Annotated in this window: 17 protein-coding genes; 12 read left to right on the forward strand and 5 right to left on the reverse strand. The window is 72.1% G+C overall.

What is annotated here, in order from left to right; all coding sequences use genetic code 11:
* The first annotated feature begins 183 nt into the window (after window positions 1-183).
* Window positions 184-1098: a helix-turn-helix domain-containing protein gene (locus ABD366_RS15790; RefSeq protein ID WP_324769353.1), complete on the forward strand. Its 915-nt coding sequence runs from the start codon at window positions 184-186 to the stop codon at window positions 1096-1098.
* Window positions 1099-1105: 7 nt separating this feature from the next.
* On the opposite strand, the gene ABD366_RS15795 is transcribed toward ABD366_RS15790, so the two are convergent.
* From ABD366_RS15795 to ABD366_RS15805, 3 genes are all read right to left on the reverse strand, one after another.
* Entirely contained in the window at window positions 1106-4360 is a 3255-nt protein-coding gene (locus ABD366_RS15795; RefSeq protein WP_324769352.1) for a DEAD/DEAH box helicase, read from the reverse strand.
* Between the two features lie 39 nt (window positions 4361-4399).
* Window positions 4400-7222, reverse strand: coding sequence for an ATP-binding protein (locus ABD366_RS15800; RefSeq protein WP_324769351.1), 2823 nt, complete (start codon window positions 7220-7222; stop codon window positions 4400-4402).
* Window positions 7223-7290: 68 nt separating this feature from the next.
* Window positions 7291-7725: a hypothetical protein gene (locus ABD366_RS15805; protein ID WP_324769350.1), complete on the reverse strand. Its 435-nt coding sequence runs from the start codon at window positions 7723-7725 to the stop codon at window positions 7291-7293.
* Between the two features lie 252 nt (window positions 7726-7977).
* Here ABD366_RS15805 and ABD366_RS15810 point away from each other — a divergent pair, with 252 nt between their 5' ends.
* Genes ABD366_RS15810 through ABD366_RS15840 form a run of 7 tightly spaced genes read left to right on the forward strand, consistent with a single transcriptional unit; the run spans window position 7978 to window position 16830 of the window.
* Window positions 7978-9270, forward strand: coding sequence for an ABC transporter substrate-binding protein (locus ABD366_RS15810; RefSeq protein ID WP_324769369.1), 1293 nt, complete (start codon window positions 7978-7980; stop codon window positions 9268-9270).
* 42 nt (window positions 9271-9312) lie between these two features.
* Window positions 9313-10251, forward strand: a complete 939-nt coding sequence (locus ABD366_RS15815) for a carbohydrate ABC transporter permease (protein WP_324769349.1) — start codon at window positions 9313-9315, stop codon at window positions 10249-10251.
* A 26-nt stretch (window positions 10252-10277) separates the two neighbouring features.
* Window positions 10278-11123, forward strand: a complete 846-nt coding sequence (locus tag ABD366_RS15820) for a carbohydrate ABC transporter permease (protein WP_324769347.1) — start codon at window positions 10278-10280, stop codon at window positions 11121-11123.
* Window positions 11120-12169: a LacI family DNA-binding transcriptional regulator gene (locus ABD366_RS15825; protein ID WP_324769345.1), complete on the forward strand. Its 1050-nt coding sequence runs from the start codon at window positions 11120-11122 to the stop codon at window positions 12167-12169. Before ABD366_RS15820 ends, ABD366_RS15825 begins: the two co-directional genes overlap by 4 nt.
* 42 nt (window positions 12170-12211) lie before the next feature.
* The gene (locus ABD366_RS15830) at window positions 12212-14146 is read left to right on the forward strand and encodes a glycoside hydrolase 5 family protein (RefSeq protein WP_324769344.1); all 1935 of its coding nucleotides are present in this window, start codon (window positions 12212-12214) and stop codon (window positions 14144-14146) included.
* Window positions 14143-16410, forward strand: coding sequence for a glycoside hydrolase family 3 N-terminal domain-containing protein (locus ABD366_RS15835; RefSeq protein ID WP_324769343.1), 2268 nt, complete (start codon window positions 14143-14145; stop codon window positions 16408-16410). Before ABD366_RS15830 ends, ABD366_RS15835 begins: the two co-directional genes overlap by 4 nt.
* Before the next feature lie 24 nt (window positions 16411-16434).
* A complete protein-coding gene (locus tag ABD366_RS15840; RefSeq protein ID WP_324769341.1) occupies window positions 16435-16830 on the forward strand; it encodes a YchJ family protein in 396 nt (131 codons plus the stop codon).
* Window positions 16831-16852: 22 nt separating this feature from the next.
* On the opposite strand, the gene ABD366_RS15845 is transcribed toward ABD366_RS15840, so the two are convergent.
* Complete coding sequence (locus ABD366_RS15845) at window positions 16853-17554, reverse strand: FadR/GntR family transcriptional regulator (protein WP_324769340.1); 702 nt, start codon at window positions 17552-17554, stop codon at window positions 16853-16855.
* Between the two features lie 140 nt (window positions 17555-17694).
* Here ABD366_RS15845 and ABD366_RS15850 point away from each other — a divergent pair, with 140 nt between their 5' ends.
* The 4 genes from ABD366_RS15850 to ABD366_RS15865 are packed head-to-tail and all read left to right on the forward strand — an operon-like array spanning window position 17695 to window position 21496.
* Entirely contained in the window at window positions 17695-18207 is a 513-nt protein-coding gene (locus ABD366_RS15850; RefSeq protein WP_324769338.1) for a gluconokinase, read from the forward strand.
* Between the two features lie 56 nt (window positions 18208-18263).
* Window positions 18264-19670: a GntT/GntP/DsdX family permease gene (locus ABD366_RS15855; RefSeq protein WP_324769336.1), complete on the forward strand. Its 1407-nt coding sequence runs from the start codon at window positions 18264-18266 to the stop codon at window positions 19668-19670.
* Between the two features lie 28 nt (window positions 19671-19698).
* Window positions 19699-20460: an SDR family oxidoreductase gene (locus ABD366_RS15860; RefSeq protein ID WP_324769334.1), complete on the forward strand. Its 762-nt coding sequence runs from the start codon at window positions 19699-19701 to the stop codon at window positions 20458-20460.
* A gap of 10 nt (window positions 20461-20470) precedes the next feature.
* Window positions 20471-21496 (forward strand): L-idonate 5-dehydrogenase, encoded by a 1026-nt coding sequence (locus ABD366_RS15865; protein WP_324769333.1) that lies wholly within the window; start codon window positions 20471-20473, stop codon window positions 21494-21496.
* Between the two features lie 21 nt (window positions 21497-21517).
* Here the strand turns inward: ABD366_RS15865 and ABD366_RS15870 are convergent, their stop codons facing one another.
* A complete protein-coding gene (locus ABD366_RS15870; protein WP_324769332.1) occupies window positions 21518-23059 on the reverse strand; it encodes an APC family permease in 1542 nt (513 codons plus the stop codon).
* Window positions 23060-23102: the final 43 nt, after the last annotated feature.

Here is a 23102-nt window from a genome sequence, read left to right on the forward strand (position 1 = left end):
TGTATTGCTTCCTTCGCATCCGTTGTCCTGCCGAGGTGCCGGAAGGCACCGCCCGCCCGTGAGCAAAGCCCCTGGTCGAGCCAGTTACCAACTTAAAGGTCATACTTTTCGCGAGGTAGGTGCCCCAGTGCCAGCGTTCGGTGAAAATGGGACACGGAAACCGGTCGAAGCCAGGGAAAGTGAATGACGGAGCAGGGCGGCGCACAGACGAGCGCACATCTGGGAACGGCGGAGCACATCCGTACGTACCCCTTCGATCCGAGCGCGAGCGTCTCCGGGGTCGGCATCCAGGTCGGCCCGATGGGCACGGACGGCCCGTGGGCGGGTGGCGTCGGTCTGTCGCGGCGCGTGCACCGCATCGACTTCCACGTCCTGCTCTTCTTCCGTGAGGGCCCCGTCCGCCACATGATCGACTTCACCGAGTACGAGGTCGCGGCCGGGGAGATCCTCTGGATCCGGCCGGGCCAGGTGCACGGCTTCTCGACGACCGACGACTACGTCGGCACAGCGCTCACGATGCAGCCGGGCTTCCTGCCGCGCGCGATCGTCGAGGCGACCGGCATGTACCGCTACGACCGGCCGCCGCTGCTCCGCCCGGACCGGGCCCAACTCGACGCGATCGAGGCGTCGTTGGCGCAGTTGCAGCGCGAGTACCTGGACACGACGACCCTTCCGCTGAGCCTGCACACCTCGGTCCTGCGCCACACGCTCACCGCGTTCATGCTGCGCGTCGCGCACGTGTCGGCGCAGGCGGCGGCGGACGCGTGCGAGCCGCAGCCGGACACGACGTTCACCCGGTTCCGCACGGCAGTCGAGCAGGGCTTCACGACGAACCACAGCGTCAGCGCGTACGCCGACGAACTGGGCTACTCGCGCCGCACGCTGGTCCGCGCCGTGCGCGCCGCGACCGGCCAGACCCCCAAGGCGTTCATCGACCGGCGCGTGATCCTGGAGGCGAAGCGGCTCCTCGCCCATACGGAGCTGCCCGTGGGCCGGATCGGGGTGGCGGTCGGCTTCGGGGACTCGGCGAACTTCTCCAAGTTCTTCCAGCAGCACACGGGGGCGACGCCGGCGGCGTTCCGGGCCGAGCAGGTCTGAGCGCCCGTCACTCCCCGACCGCGGAGTGGGCCTCCTCGGCCTCGTTGTAGGCGGCGAGCCAGCCCGCCGCGCGGTGGTCGCCGCGGGTGAACACGGCGGCCCCGGTCCGCCCGCCGGAGGGGTCGTCCTCCACGGCTGCCGGATACGCGAGCCGCGCCGGGGTGCCGTCCGAGAAGTGACGGACCGTCGACTTCCCGTTCCAGACGTTGACGACGGCCCCCTGCGGGGCCTCGACCCGGACGGTGTCGCCGTCCTCGGTGAGCACGACGCCGGTGGTGCGCTGCTGGAGCAGCGCCCGGTAACGGCCGGGCGGGAGCACACAGTCGCGAGGCGGAGCGGTACTGGTCCAGTCGGGGGCGCCGACGCCCCGGTCGCGCGCCGCCCGCCACATCCGGGGCACCAGGTGGGAGGCGTGCTGCGCCGTGGCCATGCGGCCGCACATCCACAGCAGCCGGCCGGAGCCGCGGCCCGGCCCGAGGGAACGCCAGCGGACGCGCTCGCCGAGGTCCGCGGCGGCGACGGCGATCCAGGGATGTACGGTGCCCAGCTCGCCCTGGGCTCCCAGCCAGGCCAGATAGCGCTGGGCTTCCTCCAGCACACCGGTCAGGCTGTCGGTCGGGATGCCGAGCACGTAGCCACCGCGGCCGGCGAAGGCCTGCGGGCTGTTGGCCACCAGCAGCAGCACCGCCTGTGCCAGGTCGCCCGGCAGCGTGTAATCGTTCCCGGGCGTCGGGTTCCGGTCGTCGTCGAGGCGCTCCACCCGGCCGTCGCCGCGCAGGACGCGTCGCAGGACGGCGCGGGTACGGTCGCTGAAGGCGGCCTCCGCCAGTTCGGGCAGCACCGTGGCCAGATGGTGTGTCAGGGCCCGCTCGGCGTGGTTCGGGTGCCTCGGCAGCGGCCCCTCGCCCACGCTCTCGGCCAGCTCGTGCGCCAGGGTGACATCGACCATGAAGCGGCTGGTCACGACGCCCAGCTCCGTCGCGTCCAGGAGCACAGTGCCCGCCGGGTCGGGGTGGCTGGTCAGATAGCCGGCCTCGGCGAGGTACTGCGCCGCGTCGTGGAGCGGTTCGACACTGTCGTGCCCCTGATGGAAGGCGAAGGTGTCGGTCCACCAGTCCTCGGCCTGGTCAAGGGAGGCCACCCGCCCCCGCACCACCTCGGCCAGGAGATGGTCGGGCAGCCGGTCCGCCATGCGCGAGCGCACGGTGTAGCCGGCGGTGAGCCGGGCCTGCCACTCCGGTCGCTCCGTCTCGTCCGCGAGCAGGAAGGCCCAGCCGTCGCGCTCCCCCGCGCCGACCCGTCCCGCGCGGCCGAACATCTGCTGCACCATGGACACTTCGACGCGTCCACGGCCCAGGCTGACGTCGCGGACGACGACGGCGCGGGCCGGCAGGTTCACCCCGGCGGCCACCGTGGAGGTCGCCACCAGGACATCGGTCTCGCGGGCGCGGAACGCCCGCTCGGCCTCGCGTTTGAACGGCCAGTCGCGGTAGTGCAGGCCCACTCCGGCTTCGCCGCACAGCCGTTCCACGAGCGCGGTGTCGTCCGCGTCGGCACCGCGAGTGGGCACCCCGCGGTCCGCGGCGAGTGCGAGGGCCGTCGCGCGGACGCCGCGCCGGCTGTTGCAGAAGACGAGGACGCTGCCGCCCTCGTCGGTGACGGCGCGGGCCAGGTCCACAGCGGCGGCGGTGCGCGCGGCCGTCGCCTGCGTGGAGCGCTCGCCGCCCCGTGGCGCGGGCAGCATGGGGATCTGCCAGGTCAGCCGGGTGGGCCGCCAGGTGGTGCGGAGCAGCCGGGCCCCGAGCCAGTCGGCCAGCTCGTCGGCGTTGGCGACGGTGGCGGACAGGCCGACGATGCGCGTGCGGGCACTGTCCTCGCGGACCCGGGTGAGGACGGCTTCGAGTACGGCGCCGCGGCCCGGGTCGCCGAGCAGATGGATCTCGTCGACGACGAGGCAGCCCACCTGGGCGAGTGCTCCCCCGAGGGATCCGCCCCGGCACAGCGCCTCGAACTTCTCGGTGGTGGCGACCCAGACGTCCGCCTCGCGGATGAGGTCGATGTCCACCGCGTACTCGCCCGTGAGGCGGACGACCGCGATGCCGCGCCGCCGCCAGTTCTCCAGCTCCCGGTCGAGTTCGTCGGTCAGCGACCGCTGCGGTACGAGCCAGGCGGCCTTGCGGCCCTGGGCGTGGGCGTTGAGCGCGGCGACCATCCCGATCGGGGTCTTGCCGGCGCCGGTGGGGGCGACGACGAGCAGGTGCTCGTCGTCCTTCAGTACAGCGGGGACGACCTCGGTCTGGGCGGGGTTGAACGTCGCGTGCGGGAGCAGTGCGGCCCACTCCTGCGGGACCAGCTCGCCGACCGGCACGTAACTCTCGTCGTCCGGGTCCGGCAGCTCCGCCAGCGCGTCCCACTGCGCCTCGAACGCGTCCCGCGCCGCGTGCGCCCCGGGGCCGGCGACGGGCGAGCCGGGCAGGGACGAGGCCGTGGCGGTGGTCGCGAACGAGATCGCCGGGTGGGCCACCAGATCCGTAGGCGAGCCCAAGTCGCCCACGGTGCCGACCTGTTCGTGCTCCCTCCAGTGCCGCGCGGTACTGATCCGTGCGCCGTGGGTGGCGAACAGGGCACGCAGGTCGGCGAAGGCAGGCCCTTCCGGCGTGATGACCCGGATGTCGTCGGCGGCCGCCAGCGCCTCCTCGGACGGCCGCCACGCGGGATCGGTCACCTTGCACCACAACAGGCGCCGCTCCTCGCTCTCCGTCGGCACCGCGAGGTCCGCGGGCCACCCCGGCTGCGCCGGAGTCACGAGGCCGCGGACGACCGGGACGGACAGGGGCGTGATCGTGATGCCGGGGCCGGTGGGACACGGCCCCAGGGGAAGACCCACCAGGTAGCCCACGCCCTCGCCCGTCGAACTGGCGATGACCTTCCCCCGCACCGTGCGCTCCCGCTCCTCCGGCGGGGAGGCCCGGCCGCCGAGCGCGCCGTACGTCTTCACTCCGAGGTCGGAGAGCGTGTACGCCGCCGGACAGACCGGGCAGACCACGGCGACGTACCGGTAGATCCTTCCCGCCGACTCGTAGGGGCGCCGCAGGGCGTGGAGCCCGCTGTCGCAGTCGGGGCAGGCGCGCGGGACCTCCTCCTCGTAGCTCCACCCCGGTTCGGTGAAGCGGGCGATGAGGCCGCCGCCGTCCAGCGTGACGCCCCAGCGCTCCGCCACGATCTGAGCCACGGTGTGTCCGAGCTCCGTCGTGTCCCGCACGTACTCCCCCTCACGCGTCCCGTCCGTCCCGACGGTCGCTCAGTCGACGATGATGCCGGGATAGCAGTGGTCATGGCTCCAGTCGGCCTGGATCGGGTAGCCGCAGTAGCAGGTCTTCGGCCGGGCGGGCGCGCCCTCGGAGCGACGGCGCAGGGCGAGAGCGAGGGGCTGTCTGGCGAGCCAGGTTTCGGCGTCCTCGTCCTGCCACCGGCCGAGCGAGCGGGCGCTGACGTCGAGACCGTCGCGCAGCAGCACGAAGAGCTGGTCCGCCTGCCGGAGCAGGAAGCGCAGCACATTGCCCGCGTAGCGGGGGTCCATGTCGTCCAGGCGCACGCGCTGGTCCTGGCCGTTCTGCCAGACCTCGTCCTGGTTGAGGAGAGTCACGAAGTGCTCCTCCATCGTCCAGGTCCGGTCCGCCGGCCCGGCGTCGCCGCTCAGCCCGTCGAGGACCCTGCCGTGCTCCTCCTGTGCCGTGCGCAGCCGCTCGTCGTACCGGCCGGGGTGCCGCGCCGCGACCCGCTGCCACAGCGTCAGGGCCTCCTGGGTGACGCCGCGTGCCTCGGTGATCCGCTCGCTGCGCAGCAGACAGGTGCCGAGCGACGACAGGATCTCGGCGAGGGCCGGCTCGTGGGCGGCGGGGTTGGCCGCGGCGAACCGGCGCTTGATGCCGGCCGCCTCGGTCAGCGCGGCGAGGGCCTCCGCACGGCGCCGTCGCCCCCACAGCAGGAATCCCAGGTTGGCCAGGGCGGTCGCGAGGTCGGACTCGTCCACGGCGACGGTCCGGGCGAGGTCGGAGACCGGGTTGACGGGCCCGGCGGCCATGAGGCGCCGGATGAGGGCGACGGACCGCTCACCGGACTGGAGGGCGTGCGACCATCTGCGCAGCTTCCATTGGTAGATCGCCGCGTTGGCGAGGGTCATCGCCAGACCCGGCTCGTACGTCGCCGGATCGTCGGCGGCGAGCCGCTGGAAGATCCCCATGGCCCGCTCGGTGGCGGCGAGGGCCTCTTCCGGTGCGCGGGACCCGGCCATGCCCTGACCGTAGTGGGACAGGGACACGGCGAGGCCGGGTTCATGAGCGGTGGGATCGGTGAGGGTCAGCCGGCGGAAGATGCCGACCGCCTCCGCGGCGGCCTGCCTGCTGCGCGCCAACTCTCCTGCCGCGTAAGCGTGTTCGCTGAGCTGGGCCAGGGCCGTGGCGAGGGCGGGTTCCTGGCCCGCCGATTCGACGGTCGCCGGTTCGCGTAACGCGTCGACGGCCCGCTCCGCGAAGAGCACGGCGTCCTCGCGCTCTCCCGCCCGGAGCAGCCGGAAGGCGAGGTCCTGGTACAGCCGGGCACGTTCGGCGGGGTCGGTGGTGACCGCGAGCCGGTGCGCGGTGCGGCGCCGGGCGAAGGCGGCGATCCCGGCGTCGAGGTCGACCTGGCCCCGGCGCGGCACATGGGCCTCGACGGCGTCCAGAAGGTCCGGGTCGAGATCGACCGCGGCCAGTGCGGTCAGGGCCGGGCCGCCCGCGGCGACCGCAAGCGCGGGGTCCGCCCGCAGCAGACTCTCCACGTGCCGGGCCGCGTGCGGCCAGCGGTGCGGGGCCGCCGCCGAGGCGAGGAAGGTCAGGGCGCGGGCCAGGTGGGCGGGCGCCGAACCGTCCGCGGAGCGGGCGAGGAGCGTCTGCGCGGTGTCCGCCGCCCAGGGGGCGACGGGGTGGTCGCTCGCGTCGTGTCCGGGCAGCGAAAGGGCGAGGAAGTCCTCGGCGAGCCGGTCGGGGTACAGCGGTTCCAGCACGGTGCCCGGCTGCTGCGGCGGATAGCACATGCCGTGGTCGGCGAGGAGCCGCGCGGGCCGGTCGAGTCCGAGCCGGGTCAGCTGGGTGACACCGTCCGCGTGGGAGACGGCACCGGTGAGCGCGGCGCTGAAGACGGTCCGGCTCATGACGCCGGGGGCGGTCTCGAAGTCGAGCCCCTCGAGGCGCAGTTCGTGCAGCCGGCTCCAGTGCCTGCGTTCGCGGTCCAGCAGGTAGGCGGAGAGACCCGCCATGTCCTTCGGGGGTCGAACGCCGCTGGTGTGGGCGTCCACCGCCGCGAGGGCGGCCATGAGCACCGCGAGGACGAGCCCGAATTCCGGCGTGCCGAGGTGGTCGGGCACCTCGATCTCCGAGGCGTCGGCCAGGCCGTAGCGGGCGGCGAAGCAGTCGCGGGCGATAGTGAACATGGCGTGGCGGGTGCCGAGTGCGCCGCCGTCCTCGTCGAGAGACGGCAGCGCGAGGCCTTCAGTCGCGACTCCGGCGTCCTCCAGGGCCGCGCGGGCGGCGGGCCATGGGGCGGCGGACCGGGCGAGCAGCAGCAGCCTGGTCGGCAGCGTGCTGTCGAGCAGTTTGTTGCTGAACAGCCAGGTGAGGTGGGAGAGGGGCCACCGGTCCGCGTAGTCGACGACGAGCAGCAGCCCCACCGCGCCGTCGCGGCGCAGGTCCTGGCTGCCCGCGTGCGCGTGGACGGTGCCGGAGCCGTGGGTGGCCGTGACCACTTTCCAGCCCGCGGCGGCGCTGTCGGCGGCGAACCGGTCGGCCAGGCGCGTCTTGCCCTGTCCGCCCGGCCCGTGCAGCCACAGAGCGGCGCCGGGCGGGCCGTCGGCGTCCCGCCATGCCGCGAGCCGGGTCCGCTCCTCGTCGCGGCCGGTGAACTCCACGATCCGGTAACGGGCGTTGAGCATGCGGCTCGGCTGCTGGGTGAGCCAGGCGGTGCCCTGTCCGGGCGGCGTGGCGGCCGGCGCGTACTCGGACAGCACGTACACAGGCCCCCGGTCGGGGAAGACGTGCAGGTCCGCACCGACGACGCCGTAGCCGAACCCGCTCTCGACCCGGACCACTTGACGCGGCCCGGGGCCCACTTGTTGCGGTCCGGGGTCCTCTTGACGCGACCCGGAGCCCGCCCGCGTCACTGCGCGGCTCCGCCGCCGTTCTGCCAGGGTGACGCCTGGTGCACGATGACGTTGCCACCCTGGGCGGCGAAGACCTGGCCGCCGCCCGTGGCCGTGTTGTGCTGCACGGACGCGCCCTCGGCGGCGGGCAGGCGCGCCTGGATCTCGTCGATCAGCTCCCGCAACTCCCGCTCGGCCTCCGGGTGCTGGTCCAGGAGCGCCTCCAGTTCGAGCGACCAGACGGGCAGCAGGGTCCTGCGGATCCGCTCGGCGTCGTCCGCCCGCGCGACCAGAGCCGCGTTGTTGTCCAACTGGGCTTCGATCGAAGCTTGTTGGTCCGCTCCCCGGCGGCCGAACAGCCTGGCCACTCCGCTGCGCGCGACCGACCACGAATCAGTGGCCATGGCCGCCACCACGGTCGTCCCCCCGGCCAGAATCAGCTCTTCCAGCATGAAATCCCCCGCTCGCTGCCTCTCGCGCGCCTCTGCGCGTCCATTGTCCCTGCAACCAGTCCGGCCACGACAGGGGGTTCGGTCCGCAAAGATCACGCCACACGACATCAGCCACTCTCGCCGCACCGACCCCCGTTTCACCATGCGCAACGGGGGCTTGACCGTTCCCCGGGCGCCTCGTACGGTGCTCGCACCCCCGCAGGTATATCGATTAACCAAGCTGGTTGGAGACATACCGCTGTGCCCCCTGTGCTGTCCTCGAAGATGAGTCGGCGCGGTTTCCTCGCCGCCGGTGGCGCGCTCGCCACCGCCTCCGCCCTGCCCGCCCTGTCCGGCTGCTCCTCGCTCGCCGCCGCCGACGACGATCCCGACACGCTCGTGGTGCACAGCCAGCTCGGCACCACCGCGCCGGGTTCCCCCACCTACCTCGCGGCCCTGGACCGCTTCCGCAAGGAGAACCCGGGGCTCAAGGTCCGCAATCTCGTCAACGGTGACGACCTCGCGCAGGTCTACGAGACCTCTCGGCTGGCCCGCAAGGAGCCGGACGTCGTCATGGTCAACCTGTACGACAAGACGCTGGCCTGGACCGACGTCGGCGCCACCGTCGACGTCAAGGGGTACGCGGACGACTGGGGCCTGCGGGAGCGTGTGCTGCCCGTCGCGCTCGACGCCTGGACGGACGGCAAGGGCCGGCTGCGCGCCTTCCCGTACTTCGCGACGAACTGGCCGATCGCCTTCAACCGGGCGCTGCTGGAGCGCGCGGGCGTCGACCGGATCCCGGTGACCGGCGATGAACTCATCAGCGCCGCGGGCAAGTTGCGAAGGAAGAACATCGCGCCCGTCACCACCGGCGGCAACGACTGGACCGGGCAGAAGCTGCTCGCGCAGATCATCCAGACGTTCCTGAGCGAGGACGAGGCCCGGCACGTCTACACGACCGGTGACTTCAGCGGCAGCCGCGGGGCGCGCCGGGGCATCGACTACTTCGTGGAGCTGCGCGACGCCGGGGTCTTCGCCGACAAGGCGCAGGGCCTGACGTCGGACACGATGACGACGCAGTTCAACACGCAGGCCGCGGCGATGCAGTCGGCGATGTCGTCGGCGCTCGCCAAGGTGCCGGAGGCGGTGGCGCGCCACACGGACGTGGGCGGCTGGCCGCTGGCGCCGGGCGCGGCGCACGACAAGCCGACGATCCTGCGCACGTACACCCTGATCGGTTTCTGGATCAGCCCGAACGGCACGAAGAAGATCGACGCCGTCGAGAAGTTCCTGAAGTTCTTCTACCGCGAGGACACGGTCGCGCGGTTCATCAAGGAGTCCGGCCGGGACATGGCCCTGCACTCCGATGCGGTGAGCACGGACTTTCCGCTGGTCGCGGCGGCGCAGCGGCTCGGCTCGGATGTGGGCCAGGTGCTGCTGCCCGACCTGTTCGTACCGCCGGCGGCGACGCAGCCGCTGGTCACGGCCACGAGTACGTCGTTCACGCGCGGCACGAGTGCCACCAAGGTCCGTCAGGTCCTCGAAGCCGCTTATCGCGGCGTCTGATCACCCCGCCCCCATCTCTCCTCTCACGTAAGGGAGTTGCTCATGACGACGTTGACGTCGACAGCGGGCGAGGCAGCGGTCAGCCGCCCCACCCCTCCTTCCCCCGGCTCCGGCGGCCGTCCGCGCAAGCAGGGCGGCACGGCCCTCGCACTGCCCGCGCTCGTCTGGTACCTGGTGTTCATGGTCGGCCCGCTGGTCGCCATCTTCGTGGTGGCGGCGCTGCACTGGCCGGGCATGCTCCAGCCGGTGTCGTTCGCCGGGTTCGACAACGTGCGCACGGTCTTCGACGACCCGGTGTTCTGGGACGCGGTGAGCAATACCGCGATCCAGCTCGTCGTCGCCATCCCGGTGATGGTGGTGTGCGCGTACATGCTGGGCTACTACGTGGCGCAGAAGCCGCCGGGGCATCGCGTCATCCGGTACCTGCTGTTCATTCCCGGGCTGATCTCGACGCCCGCGAAGGCCATGGTGTTCTACGCCGCGCTCTCCCCCGACGGGCTGCTCAACGGCGGTCTGGAGTCGGTCGGTCTCGGCTCGCTCGCCGACGCGTGGCTGGCCTCTCCGTCGACGGCCCTCGCGTGTCTGATCGCGCTCGACGTCTGGGCCGGGATCGGTTTCACGGCCGTGCTGTTCGCGGCGCGGCTCGGCAGTGTGCCGGACGAGCTGGGTGAGGCGGCGCAGCTGGACGGGGCCGGGCACTGGCGGACGATGTGGCGCATCCACTTCCCGGTGATCAAGGACTACGTGGGTGTCGTGACGATGCTCCAGTTCCTGTGGACGCTGTTCGGCTCGGCGCAGCATGTGCTGCTCCTGACGCAGGGTGGGCCGGGGAGTTCGTCGACGACGCTGTCGTTCCTCGTCTACCAGAAGGCGTTCATCGCGGCGGACCTCGGCTACAGCCAGACCGTCGGTGTCCTTCTCTTCCTCGTCGGCCTCGTCGGACTGCTCGCCATCCGGCGCACGTTCCGGCAGAGCTACTGACCGCCAGTCACTGATCGGAGTACGCCTTGAAGTCCTCGGCACGTTCCCGCTTCGGCCGGTCCTGGCTGCCCGCGCACATCCTGGTGTGGCTGTACGCGGTGCTCCTCGTCATTCCGCTGTACTACTTCGTCGCCTCGGCGTTCAAGACGAACGACGAGATCTTCGCGCACCCCTTCGCGCTGCCGTCCTCGTACGGCTTCGGGAACTTCACCACCGCTTTCGAGAGCGCGGATCTGGGGCTCGCGATCGTCAACTCGGCGCTGGTGACGGTGTTCTCACTGGTGCTGACGCTGGCGCTCGCGATCCCGGCGGCGTTCGCGCTCGCCCGTTCCACGGGCCGCCTCGCCTCGGCGGTCGAGAAGGTGTTCTCGCTCGGCTTCCTGATCCCGACGTTCGCGGCGCTGTTCCCGACGTTCCTGCTGGCGGCGGCCACAGGGCTGTTCCATACGCGGACGTTCATGGTGCTGTTCCTGCCGGCGACGGCGATGCCGCTGTCGGTGGTGATCCTGGTGCAGTTCATGCGGACGATCCCGAAGGAGATGGAGGAGGCGGCCCGCCTGGACGGCGCGTCCACCTTCGCGGTCCTGCGGCACGTCTATACGCCGATGTGTCTGCCCGGCATCGCGACGGTGCTGCTGCTCAACTTCCTGACCTTCTGGAACGAGTACCTGTACTCGCTCGTCATCATCGGGCCCGACCCCGCGCAGCGCACGGTCCAGGTGGCGCTGCCCACCCTGAAGTCCATCACCGGCACGGACTACGGCGTGCTGACCGCCGGTACCGTCCTCACGCTCGTCCCGGTGTGGGTGGTCTATACGGTGCTGCAGAAACGGATGCAGCAGGCACTGGTGAGCGGGGCGGTGAAGATGTGAGCGGGACCCGTACGACGAAGAAGGCCGGACGTCCGACCATCAAGGCGGTGGCGGCCGCGGCGGGAGTGTCGACGGCGGCGGTGTCGCAGGCCTTCAACGACAAGGGGCGGCTCGCCGAGGCGACGCGGCAGCGGATCCTGGAGGCGGCTCTCGACCTCGGCTGGTCGCCGAGCGCGTCGGCGACGGCGCTGCGCAGTGCCCGTACGCGCACACTCGCGCTGGTCGTGCGCCGGCCGACCGACGTACTCGGCGCGGACCCGCACTTCAGTGAGCTGATCACCGGCATAGAGGGCGAGCTGGCGCCGCGCGGTTACGGCCTGCTCCTGCACCTGGTCGCCGATGTCGAGGAGGAGAGCGCGCTGTACGAGCGGCTCGCCGCCGAGAAGCGGGTGGACGGGGCCGTACTGACGGACGCCCGCGCCGACGATCCGCGTCCGGCGCTGCTGACCCGCCTCGGGCTGCCCGCCGTCCTGCTCGGCGCGCCGACCCCGACGGCGGACGTGCCGGTCGTCGGGCTCGGGAACCAGGGCGCGGGTGTGCACGAAGTCGTGGACTATCTACGGGAGTTGGGGCACACCCGGATCGCGTACGTGGCCGGTCCCGCCGAGCTCCAGCACACCCGCCTTCGCCTCGCCGTCTTCGAGGAGACGCTCGCCGCGGCCGGGCTCGCGCCCGCCGCCGTCCGGCACACCGACTTCTCGGAGGCCGCGGCCGTCGCCGCGACCCGCGAACTCCTCGCCGCCCCCGAGCGGCCCACCGCCCTCGTCTACGCCAACGACTCGATGGCCGTGTGCGGCATCGGCACCGCCCAGCGGGCCGGACTGCGCGTCCCCGAGGACCTGTCGGTCGTCGGCTACGACAATCTGCCGCTCGGCCGCTGGCTGCACCCGCGCCTGACCACCGTCGACCAGCAGGTGCAGCGGGTCGGCGCGGCCGCCGCCCGCACCCTGCTCGCCCGGTGCGGTGAGGACCTGCCCGCGGCGCGCCTCGACGAGCGGCCACGGCTCGTCGTCCGCGAGTCGACCGGACCCGCCCCCCACAACTGACGTACATCCGAACGCACTTCAGCAACGGAGACCCGTACCACCATGCGACGCCACAGCGCCCACCTCACCCACGACGCCGCCGTCCTGCCCTGGCTCGGCGCCAACTTCTGGTCCCGCACGGGCGGGCCCCTGATGTGGCGCGACTACGACCCGAAGGTGGTGCGCGAGGAGCTTCAGGTGCTGCGTGAGCACGGCCTGAACATGACGCGCTCGTTCTTCTACTGGCCGGACTTCCACCCCGAGCCGCACCGGATCGACGAGGAGCTGTGCGAGCGGTTCCGTGACTTCCTGGACGCGCACCGGGAGTTGGGGATGGGGACGGTGCCGACGTTCATCGTCGGGCACATGTCCGGCGAGAACTGGGACCCGGCGTGGCGGGGCGGCCGCGACCTCTACGAGGACGTGTGGATGGTGGGCCGCCAGGCGTGGTTCGCCTCGCAGATGACGCGCCGCTTCAAGGACCACCCGGCCGTCACCGGCTGGCTGATCACGAACGAGATGCCGGGCTACGGCCGGATCTACCAGGTCGACCCGCCCTCCAGTGACGTCGTGACGGCGTGGGCCCAGTCGATGTGCAACGCGGTGCGGGCGGCGGGCGCGACGCAGCCGGTCTCGCTCGGCGACGGCGCGTGGGGCATCGAGGTGACGGGCCGGGACAACGGTTTCTCGCTGCGCGACACCGCCGAGTACGTCGACTTCGTGGGCCCGCACGTGTACCGCTCGGACACGGACAAGGCGCGCCAGCACTACCGCGCCGCGTTCGAGTGCGAGCTGGCGTCGGTGACCGGGCAGCCGGTGGTCCTGGAGGAGTTCGGCCTGTCGACGGACACGGTCTCCGCCGCGAACGCGGGCGTGTACTACCGCCAGACCCTGCACACTTCGCTGCTCGGCGGCGCGACGGGCTGGATGGCCTGGAACAACACGGACTACGACGACCTGTGGGACCGGTCTCCTTACGACCACCACCCCTTCGAGATGCACTTCGGCATCACGGACAGCACGGGCGCCCCGAAGGAACCGCTGCGCGAACTCGCCTCCTTCGCCCAGGTATTGACGGACGTCGACTTCGCGCGCTGCCGTCGCGCGGACGCGGGCGCCGCCTTCGTCGTGCCCGCGTTCCTGGAGCGCGGCTACCCCTACAGCCGTCCCGCCGACCGCCCGCTGATCTTCACGTCGCTGCATCAGGGGTACGTGGCCGCGCGCGCCGCCGATCTGCCGGCGGGCCTGACCCGCGAGGCGGACGGCATCGCCGAGGACGTGGACCTCTACCTCCTGCCCGCGACCCGGCAGCTGACGACGCGGACCCGGCGGGCGCTCCAGCGCCGGGCCGACGAGGGCGCCACGGTCTATCTGTCGTTCTGCTCGGGCGAGCACCCGGGCACGCGCGGCCCCTGGTTCGACGACCTGGACGGCCTGTTCGGCGTCGAGCAGCAGCTCTCGTACGGGGTCGCGGAGCCCATCGAGGACGACACACTGGAGATGACGTTCCGGGAGGACTTCGGGGGGATCCGCGCGGGCGAGGTGCTGCGCTTCCCCGTCGCGGGCAACGAGGACAGCCGCGCCTACCTGCCCGTCGTCCCGCGCGACGCCCGCGTGGTGGCGGTGGACGGGCACGGCCGCCCGGCACTGCTGTGCCGCGAGACCGGGCGCGGCCGCACCGTGCTCGCCACGTACCCGCTGGAGCACATGGCGGCGCGCACGGCCCGCGTCAACCCCGAGCAGACGCACCGGCTGTACGCGGCGCTTGCCCAGGTGGCGGGGGTGGAGCGGCTGGTGACGGTGGACGAGCCGTTCGTCGGGGCCGATGTGCTGGTGCACGAGGACGGGCGCCGCTTCGTGTGGCTGGTCAGCCAGGCCGAGGACGAGATCACGGTGCACCCGGCGGCGGACGGCACGCTGCACGACCTGGCCTCCGGTGACCCGGTCGGCGCCGTCACCCTCCCCCCCTTCGGCGTCCGCGTCCTGGAACTGCGATGAGCGAGCCGCTGTACCGCGACCCGGCGGCCCCCGTGCCTGACCGGGTGCGGGATCTGCTGGGCCGGATGACGCTCACGGAGAAGGTCGGCCAGGTCAACCAGCGCCTGTACGGCTGGCACGCCTACGAGCGCGACGCCGACGGACGCCACCGGCTCACCGACACGTTCCGTCGGGAAGTGGCCGCGTACGACGGGATGGGGGCCCTGTACGGGTTGCAGCGCGCCGATCCCTGGTCGGGTGTGACCTTCGCCGGCGGGATCACGGCGGCGGACGCGGCGGACATCACCGGCGCGGTACAGCGGCACGTCGTGGAAGAGACGCGGCTCGGCATCCCCGTGCTGATGGTGGAGGAGGTGCCGCACGGGCATCAGGCCCTCGACGGCACGGTCCTGCCGGCGAATCTGGCGGTGGGCGCGAGCTGGGACCCGGACCTGTACGAGGCGGCTGCCGCCGCTGCCGCCGCCGAACTCCGGGCCCGTGGCGGCCACATCGCGCTGGTCTCCGCGCTCGACCTGGTGCGCGACCCGCGCTGGGGCCGGGCCGAGGAGTGCTTCGGCGAGGACCCGTACCTCGCCGCGCGGTTCACCGAGGCGCTGGTACGCGGCATGCGGTCCCAGGGCGTCGGTGTGGTCCTCAAGCACTTCGCCGGGCAGGGCGCGACGGTCGGCGGGCGCAACAGCGCGGCGACCGACCTCGGCGTGCGCGAGCTGCACGAGATCCACCTGGCGGCGGCCCGCGCCGGGGTCAGGGCCGGGGCCGCCGGGGTGATGGCGGCATACAACGAGTTCGACGGCCTGCCGTGCGCCGCGAACCCCTACCTCCTGACCGAACTCCTGCGCGAGCAGTGGGGGTTCGACGGGATCGTGATGGCGGACGGGTGCGCGCTCGACCGGCTGGTGCGGCTCGCGGGCGATCCGGCGGCGGCGGGCGCGATGGCGCTCGCGGCGGGCACGGATCTCAGCCTGTGGGACGGTGCCTTTCCGCGCCTCGGCGAGGCCGTCGAGCGCGGTCTCGTGGCCGAGGAGACCCTGGACGCGGCGGTCGGGCGGGTCCTGACGCTGAAGTTCCGGCTCGGACTGTTCGAGGAGCCCTACGTCAAGAGTAGTGAAAGCCCGGTTAAAGCGGCGGAGTTGAGCGAGCGCCTGGCGCGCGCGTCGATCACTCTGTTGGAGCACGACGGGTCGACCCTGCCCCTGCCGCCCGTCGTGTCCCGGATCGCCGTGCTCGGCCCGAACGCCGACTCCGTGCCGCAGCAGATCGGCGACTACACGGCGCCGCAGCGGCCCGGTACCGGCGTCACCGTGCTCGACGGGATCCGCGCCGCGGCCGGGCCCGGCCGCGAGGTGGCGTACGCGCGCGGCTGCGAGCTGGTCGGCGGCGACCGGTCCGGGATCGGCGAGGCGGTCGCCCTGGCCGCGAACGCGGAGGTCGCGGTGCTTGTGCTCGGCGGATCGAGCGCCCGCGAGGACGGCACCCGGTTCGAGGCGAACGGCGCGGCGGTCGTCTCGTCCGGCAACCCGGTCGGCATGACGTGCGGCGAGGGCGTCGACCTGGCCGAACTCGCACTGCCTGAGGGCCAGTTGGTACTGCTCGACGCGGTCGCGGCGACCGGCACTCCGGTCGTGGCGGTGCTGGTGCAGGGCCGGCCGCACGCGCTGCCCGACCTCTCGGGGCGAATCGGGGCGCTGCTGAGCGCCTGGTACCCGGGGCCGTGGGGCGGCAGGGCCGTCGCGGACGTGCTCTTCGGAAATGTGGGCCCCACCGGTCGGCTGCCCGTGTCGGTGCCGCGCTCGGCGGCTCAGCTCCCCGTGTTCTACAACGGCAAGGATCACGGCTACCGCGGCTATGTCGACCAGCCGGCGACCGCGCGGTACGCCTTCGGGCACGGTCTCTCGTACGGGAGGGTCACCTACGGCGCACCCGTGCTGAGCCGTTCCTCCGTGTCCGCCGACGATCCGCGTCTGACCTGCACGGTCACCGTCGAGAACACGGGCCGGACGGCCGTCCGCGAGACCGTGCAGCTGTATGTGCGGCGTGTCTCGGGCGGCTCGTCGTGGCCGCGGGTGCGGGAGCTGCGCGGCTTCGAAGGCGTGGAACTCGCGCCGGGCGAACGCCGGGAGGTGACCTTCGAGGTGACCGACGGGACGCTGGCCTGCGTCGGCCGCGATCTGCGGCTCGTGGTGGAGGCGGGCGGGTACGAGCTGGAGACCGGTCCCGCGTCGGACCGGACCCGGAGTGCGCCCCTCATTGTCACGTCGGGGTAAGCGGGTGTGGGGGACAATGGGCCCATGGCACGCCCCACCCTCCCCACCTGCCCCTGCGGACTCGCCGAGCCGTACGAGAACTGCTGCGGCCGCTACCACTCCGGCAGCGCCTCGGCGCCCACGCCCGAGGCGCTCATGCGCTCCCGGTACACGGCGTTCACCCGCAAGGACGCCGCGTACCTGCTGCGCACCTGGCACCCGGACACCCGGCCGCCGTCGATCGACTTCGACCCCGCTCTGACCTGGGCCGGTCTGGAGATCCTGGAGACCACCGACGGCTCCGCGTTCCACCAGAGCGGCACCGTCACCTTCCGCGCCCGCTACAAGGACGGCGGCCGGGCGGGCGCGCTGCACGAGCGCAGCCAGTTCCTGCGGGTGGCCGGCGCCTGGGTGTACGTCGACGGCGACTTCATCGAGTAACCGGCAGACGCGGCGCGGCAGTTCAGGGAGCGAGGATGTCCAGCTCCTGGAGCGCGCCGACCGCGATCTCCCGCGTGAGCGCCTCCGCGCGCTCCGCGTTCCCCTCCCGTACCGCCTCCGCGACCGACACGTGCAGGGTGACCGCCGCCGGGTCCGGGTCCTCGAACATGACCTGGTGGTGGGTGCGGCCCGCGAGGACCTCCGCCACCAGGTCGCCGAGGTGGGCGAACATCTCGTTGCCCGAGGCGTTCAGCACGACGCGGTGGAACTCGATGTCGTGGACGAGGTACGCCTCCAGCTGCTGGCCGCGTGACGTGGCGACCATGCCGAGCGCGCACTCGGTGAGCGCCGCGCACTGCTCCGCCGACGCGTACCGGGCGGCGAGGCCCGCGGCGACCGGCTCGACCGCCGAGCGCAGCATGGTGAGCGAGCGCAGCTGGCGCGGCCGGTCGGCCCCGGCGAGGCGCCAGCGGATGACCTGGGGGTCGTAGACGTTCCAATCCCCCGCGGGACGGACGGTCACTCCGACGCGGCGCCGGGACGCCACCAGATGCATGGATTCCAGGACACGTACCGCTTCGCGCATCACCGAGCGTGACACCTCGTAGCGTTGCGCGAGCTCGTCCGTGCGCAACACGCTGCCTTCGGGGTACTCACCCGCGGTGATGGCGGGACCGAGGCTGTCCAGTACGCGGGCGTGCAGTCCCCGGTCCTTCGTGGTCATGGGGTCAGCGTACGGTTCCGGCACGAGCAACAAAAAGTCTGACTTTTAAGTCACAGACTCTTGAATTCGTCAGACCTATTGAGTTTCAGTGGCGTGACACAGCGATGTCGACGAAGACAGCGATGAACAGCGAGGCAGCGATGAGTACCCCCCATGTCGTCGTGGTCATGGGCGTGGCAGGCACCGGCAAGACAACGATCGGTCCCCTGCTCGCCGACCGGCTCGGCGTTCCCTACGCCGAGGGCGACGACTTCCACCCCCCGGCCAACATCGCCAAGATGACCGCCGGCACGCCCCTCACGGACGAGGACCGCTGGCCGTGGCTGGACGCCATCGGCGAGTGGGCCCACGGCCGCGCCGGGCTCGGCGGGGTGGTCAGCTCCTCCGCCCTCAAGCGCGCCTACCGCGACCGGCTCCGGGCCGAAGCGCCGGGCGTCGTCTTCGTCCACCTCACCGGTAGCCGCGAGCTCATCGAGGACCGGATGTCCCACCGGCAGGGCCATTTCATGCCGACCGCGCTCCTCGACTCGCAGTTCGCCACGCTCCAGCCGCTCGCGGCGGACGAGGCGGGCGTCGGCGTCGATGTGTCGGGCTCCCCGGAGGAGATCGCGGACCGGGCCGTACAGGCTCTGGCCGCGCTCGACTCCGAGTAACCCGGAGCAAGCCCCCTCCCCCTCAGTCCCCTCCCCACGTACCAAGGGAAAAGACCGTGACCAGTCTCAGCGTCGAGATGCTGGCAGCGGACGCCGTCGAGCCGATCACCTCCGCGGGCCACGCCCAGCTCGGGATCGCCGTCCTCGCGGGCATCGCCGTCATCGTCCTGCTCATCACGAAGTTCAAGCTCCACGCCTTCCTGGCCCTGACCATCGGCTCGCTCGCGCTCGGCGCGTTCGCCGGGGCACCGCTCGACAAGGCGATCACCAGCTTCACCGCGGGCCTCGGCTCCACGGTGGCCGGTGTGGGTGTGCTGATCGCGCTCGGCGCGATCCTCGGCAAGCTGCTCGCCGACTCCGGCGGCGCGGACCAGATCGTCGACACGATCCTCGCCAAGGCGGGGAAGTCCGGCGGGAAGGCGATGCCCTGGGCGATGGTCCTGATCGCCGCCGTGATCGGGCTGCCGCTCTTCTTCGAGGTCGGCATCGTGCTGCTGATCCCGGTCGTCCTGATGGTCGCCAAGCGCGGCAACTACTCCCTGATGCGGATCGGCATCCCGGCCCTCGCCGGCCTGTCGGTCATGCACGGCCTGATCCCGCCGCACCCCGGCCCGCTCGTCGCGATCGACGCGGTGGGGGCCAACCTGGGCATCACGCTGGCGCTCGGCATCCTCGTCGCCATCCCGACGGTGATCATCGCCGGTCCGGTCTTCTCCAAGTACGCCGCCCGCTGGGTGGACGTCCCCGTGCCCGACAAGATGGTCCCCGGGCGGGCCTCGGACGACCTGGAGAAGCGGCCCAGCTTCGGCGCCGCGGTCGTCACCATCCTGCTGCCGGTCGTCATGATGCTGGCCAAGGCCCTGGTCGACATCATCGTGGACAACCCCGACCACACCGTCCAGCGCGTCTTCGACGTCATCGGCAACCCGCTGACCGCCCTCCTCGTGGCCGTCATCGTGGCCATGTTCACGCTCGGCCGTCCGGCCGGGTTCACCAAGGGCAAGCTGCAGTCCACCACCGAGAAGTCCCTCGCCCCGATCGCGGGCGTGCTCCTCATCGTCGGCGCGGGCGGCGGCTTCAAGCAGACCCTCATCGACTCCGGCGTCGGCCAGATGGTCCTGGACATCTCCAAGGACTGGTCCATCCCCGCGCTGCTGCTCGCCTGGCTGATCGCCGTCGTGATCCGCCTGGCCACCGGTTCGGCGACCGTCGCGACCGTCTCGGCCGCCGGTCTCGTCGCCCCCCTCGCGGCGAACATGTCGGACACCCACACGGCGCTCCTGGTCCTCGCGATCGGCGCGGGCTCGCTGTTCTTCAGCCATGTCAACGACGCCGGGTTCTGGCTGGTCAAGGAGTACTTCGGACTCAGCGTCGGGCAGACGATCAAGACCTGGTCGATCATGGAGACGATCATCTCCGTGGTCGCGGGCGCCCTGGTACTGCTGCTCTCCCTGGTCATCTAGGGATCCGGTCCACGGGAGGAGTACGTCGATGAGTCACCCCCTGTTCGACATCAGCGGCCGCACCGCCCTGGTCACCGGGTCCAGCCGCGGGATCGGGTTCGCCCTGGCCCGCGGCCTCCTGGAGGCCGGCTGCACGGTCGTCCTCAACGGCCGCGACCCGGAGCAGCTGGAGAAGGCGGCCCGGGAGCTGGGCGGCGCGGTCCACACGGCGGCGTTCGACGTCACCGACGGCGCCGCGGTGGCCGCCGGGATCGCCGACGTCGAACAGCGGGTCGGCCCGCTCGACATCCTCGTCAACAACGCGGGCATGCAACTGCGCGCCCCGCTCCTGGAGTTCGCCGACGCCGACTGGCACCGGATCCTGGACACCAATCTGACGAGCGCGTTCCTCGTGGCGCGGGAGGCCGCGCGCGGCATGGTGGAGCGCGGTCACGGCAAGATCGTCAACATCTGCTCGCTGCAGAGCGAGGTGGTCCGTCCGGGCATCGCCCCGTACGCGGCCACGAAGGGCGCCCTGAAGATGCTCACCAAGGGCATGTGCGCCGACTGGGGCCCGTCGGGCGTCCAGGTCAACGGGCTCGGCCCCGGCTACATCGAGACCGAGCTGACCGAGCCCCTCGTCCGGGACGAGGAGTTCAGCGCCTGGGTGCGCCGCAGGACCCCGGCCGGGCGCTGGGGCCGCACCGAGGACCTCGTGGGCGGCGTGCTCTTCCTCGCCTCACCCGCCGCGGACTTCGTCGGCGGACAGATCCTGTACGTCGACGGCGGCATGACCAGCGTTCTTCAGTGAGGGGGCTGCCATGTTGGGCTGCGTGATCCACGGCGCCGGTGATCTGCGCGTCGACGAACTCCCCACCCCCGAACCCGGTCCGGGCCAGGCCCTGGTCGCGGTCCGGTACGGCGGGGTGTGCGGCTCCGATCTGCACTACTGGCAGCGCGGCGGCGTCGGCGACTTCCGGCTGCGCGAGCCGATGGTGCTCGGGCACGAGGTCGTCGGCACGGTCCTCGCGTACGGGCCCGGCGCCTCGGGCCCCGCACCCGGCACCCCGGTGGCCGTGCACCCGGCTACCCCCTGCGGCGCCTGCCCCGAGTGCCGGGACGGACGGCGCAACGTCTGCCGCGACACCCGCTACCTCGGCAGCGCGGCCCGCACCCCGCACGTCCAGGGCGGATTCGCGGCCGAACTCGCGGTCCCGGCCGACCAGTTGCGCCCTCTCCCCCAGGGCCTGCCGCTGGAGCGGGCCGCGCTCGCCGAACCCCTCTCGGTGGCGCTGCACGCGGTGCGCCGGGCCGGATCCGTCGCCGGGCGGCACGTCCTGGTGACCGGCGCGGGCCCGATCGGCTGCCTCGTCGTCGCGGCGGCGAAAGCGGCGGGCGCGGCCCGGGTGACGGTGACGGACCTGCTGCCCAAAGCCCTGGAGTACGCCCGGGTCGCGGGCGCCGACCTCCTCGTACGGGCCGATGATCCCGACGATGCCGGGTGGCCCGACGAGGTCGACGTGGCGATCGAGGCGTCCGGGGTCGCGGCCGGGCTCGACACCTGCCTGCACCGGGTGCGGCGGGGCGGCGTGGTCGTGCAGCTGGGCATGCTGCCGCCGGGGCAGAGCCCGTTCGCCGGGAATCTGGTGGTGAGCCGGGAGATCGAGCTGCGCGGGGCGTTCCGCTTCGACACCGAGTTCGACGAAGCGCTGGAACTGCTGGCGCGCGAGCCCTCCCTCGCCGGGCTGATCAGCGCCGTGGTCCCGGTGGCCGAGGCCGCCAGGGCGTTTCCCCTGGCGGCGGACCGGGCCGCGTCCTGCAAAGTACTGCTGGACTTCGGGGCCTGAGGCCCCCGGTTCCAGCCGGTTCTAGCCTGCCTTCTTGTCCAGCTGGAACGCCTCGTTGCCCAGGCCGATGCGGGCGTGGGCCTCGGGGTTGCGGGAGCGCAGGATGAGGCTGTACGCGACGCCGGCGATCGCGGCCAGGGCGATGACGCCGGGGAGCAGCCAGTTGAGGGCTGAGTCGGGGCCGGAGCCGACCAGGACGTCGAAGTCCTTGATCGTGTAGCCGGCGATCACCAGGAGGGCGAGGCCCGCGATACCGGAGGCCACCAGGCGCCAGGCCTGGGCACCGGCCGCGCCGCGCTTGGCGAAGAAGACGATGACCGCGAGGGACGCGGTGGCCATCAGCAGGATGACGCCGAGCGCGCCCACGTTGCCGCCCCACGTGAACAGGTGGAGGACCGGAGCGGTCGGGTCGCCCGCCTTGCCGTCGTCGGTGACCGCGAAGCAGACGACGACGATCAGCGAGATCACCGACTGCAGGACCGAGCCCGTGCCGGGCGCGCCGCTCCCGCTGTTGGTACGGCCGAACCGCGCGGGCAGCAGGCTCTCGCGGCCCATGGCGAACGCGTACCGTGCCACCACGTTGTGGAAGCTGAGCAGCGCCGCGAACATGCCGGTGACGAAGAGGACGTGCACGACGTCGGTGAACGTGCCGCCGAGCCGGTCCTCGGTCAGCCCGAACAGCAGGCCCGCCGACTGCTTCTGCGCCTCGCCGACGATGCCCGCCGGGCCGGTGGCCACGGTTAGCGCCCACGAGCTGAACGCGAAGAAGACGGCGACGCCGCCGACGGCCATGAACATGACGCGGGGCACGAGGATGTGCGGGCGGCTGGTCTCCTCCGCGTACACGGGCGCCTGCTCGAAGCCGGTGAACGCGGCGATGCAGAAGCACAGGGCGGTGCCGAGGCCGACCCCGGAGAGCGTGGACGGGTTGAAGGCGTGCATCGACAGGCCCTCGCGGCCCGGGTCGCCGAGCGCCGCGATGTCGAAGACGACCACGACGGCGACCTCGAGGAGCAGCAGGACGCCGAGCACCTTCGCGTTGACGTCGATCTTGAGGAGGGCGAGCACGCCGACGGCGACGACGGCCACGAGCGCCGGTATCCACCAGGCCAGTTCGACGTCGAGGTACTGCTGGAAGAGGCCCGCGACCTCGAAGCCGAAGATGCCGAAGATCCCGACCTGGAGCACGCTGTAGGCGACGAGCGCGACGAGGGCCGCCGCGGCACCGGCGGTCGGGCCGAGCCCGCGGGAGATGTACGCGTAGAAGGCGCCCGCGTTGTGCACGTGCCGGCTCATCTCCGCGTAGCCGACGCTGAACAGGGTCAGGACGACGCCGAGGATGAGGAAGAGCAGGGGCATGCCAACCACACCCATGACGGCGAACGTCGTGGGCATCACCCCGGCCACCACCATCAGCGGGCCGGTCGCGGCGAGCACGGAGAGCAGCAGCCCGGCCGTGCCGAGGCGGCCGGCGCGCAGCGCGCTCTCCTCGCCCAGATAGGTGCTGATGCCCGGCTCGGCCGCCACTGCTCTGTCGCTCGTGCTCGAACTGCCCGTCGTCATCGCGGGGTTGTCCCTTCCGATGTGTTCTGCTGCGTGATTACTG

Source organism: Streptomyces kunmingensis (genome assembly GCF_039533535.1).
Lineage (GTDB): Bacteria > Actinomycetota > Actinomycetes > Streptomycetales > Streptomycetaceae > Streptomyces > Streptomyces kunmingensis.

Bases quoted from the DNA above. Each gene is read 5' to 3' on its own strand.
- ABD366_RS15870 (WP_324769332.1), bottom strand. From the start codon at position 23,059: ATGACGACGGGCAGTTCGAGCACGAGCGACAGAGCAGTGGCGGCCGAG.
- ABD366_RS15830 (WP_324769344.1), top strand. From the start codon at position 12,212: ATGCGACGCCACAGCGCCCACCTCACCCACGACGCCGCCGTCCTGCCC.
- ABD366_RS15835 (WP_324769343.1), top strand. From the start codon at position 14,143: ATGAGCGAGCCGCTGTACCGCGACCCGGCGGCCCCCGTGCCTGACCGG.
- ABD366_RS15865 (WP_324769333.1), top strand. From the start codon at position 20,471: ATGTTGGGCTGCGTGATCCACGGCGCCGGTGATCTGCGCGTCGACGAA.
- ABD366_RS15805 (WP_324769350.1), bottom strand. From the start codon at position 7,725: ATGCTGGAAGAGCTGATTCTGGCCGGGGGGACGACCGTGGTGGCGGCC.
- ABD366_RS15815 (WP_324769349.1), top strand. From the start codon at position 9,313: ATGACGACGTTGACGTCGACAGCGGGCGAGGCAGCGGTCAGCCGCCCC.
- ABD366_RS15850 (WP_324769338.1), top strand. From the start codon at position 17,695: ATGAGTACCCCCCATGTCGTCGTGGTCATGGGCGTGGCAGGCACCGGC.
- ABD366_RS15845 (WP_324769340.1), bottom strand. From the start codon at position 17,554: ATGACCACGAAGGACCGGGGACTGCACGCCCGCGTACTGGACAGCCTC.
- ABD366_RS15790 (WP_324769353.1), top strand. From the start codon at position 184: ATGACGGAGCAGGGCGGCGCACAGACGAGCGCACATCTGGGAACGGCG.
- ABD366_RS15840 (WP_324769341.1), top strand. From the start codon at position 16,435: ATGGCACGCCCCACCCTCCCCACCTGCCCCTGCGGACTCGCCGAGCCG.
- ABD366_RS15860 (WP_324769334.1), top strand. From the start codon at position 19,699: ATGAGTCACCCCCTGTTCGACATCAGCGGCCGCACCGCCCTGGTCACC.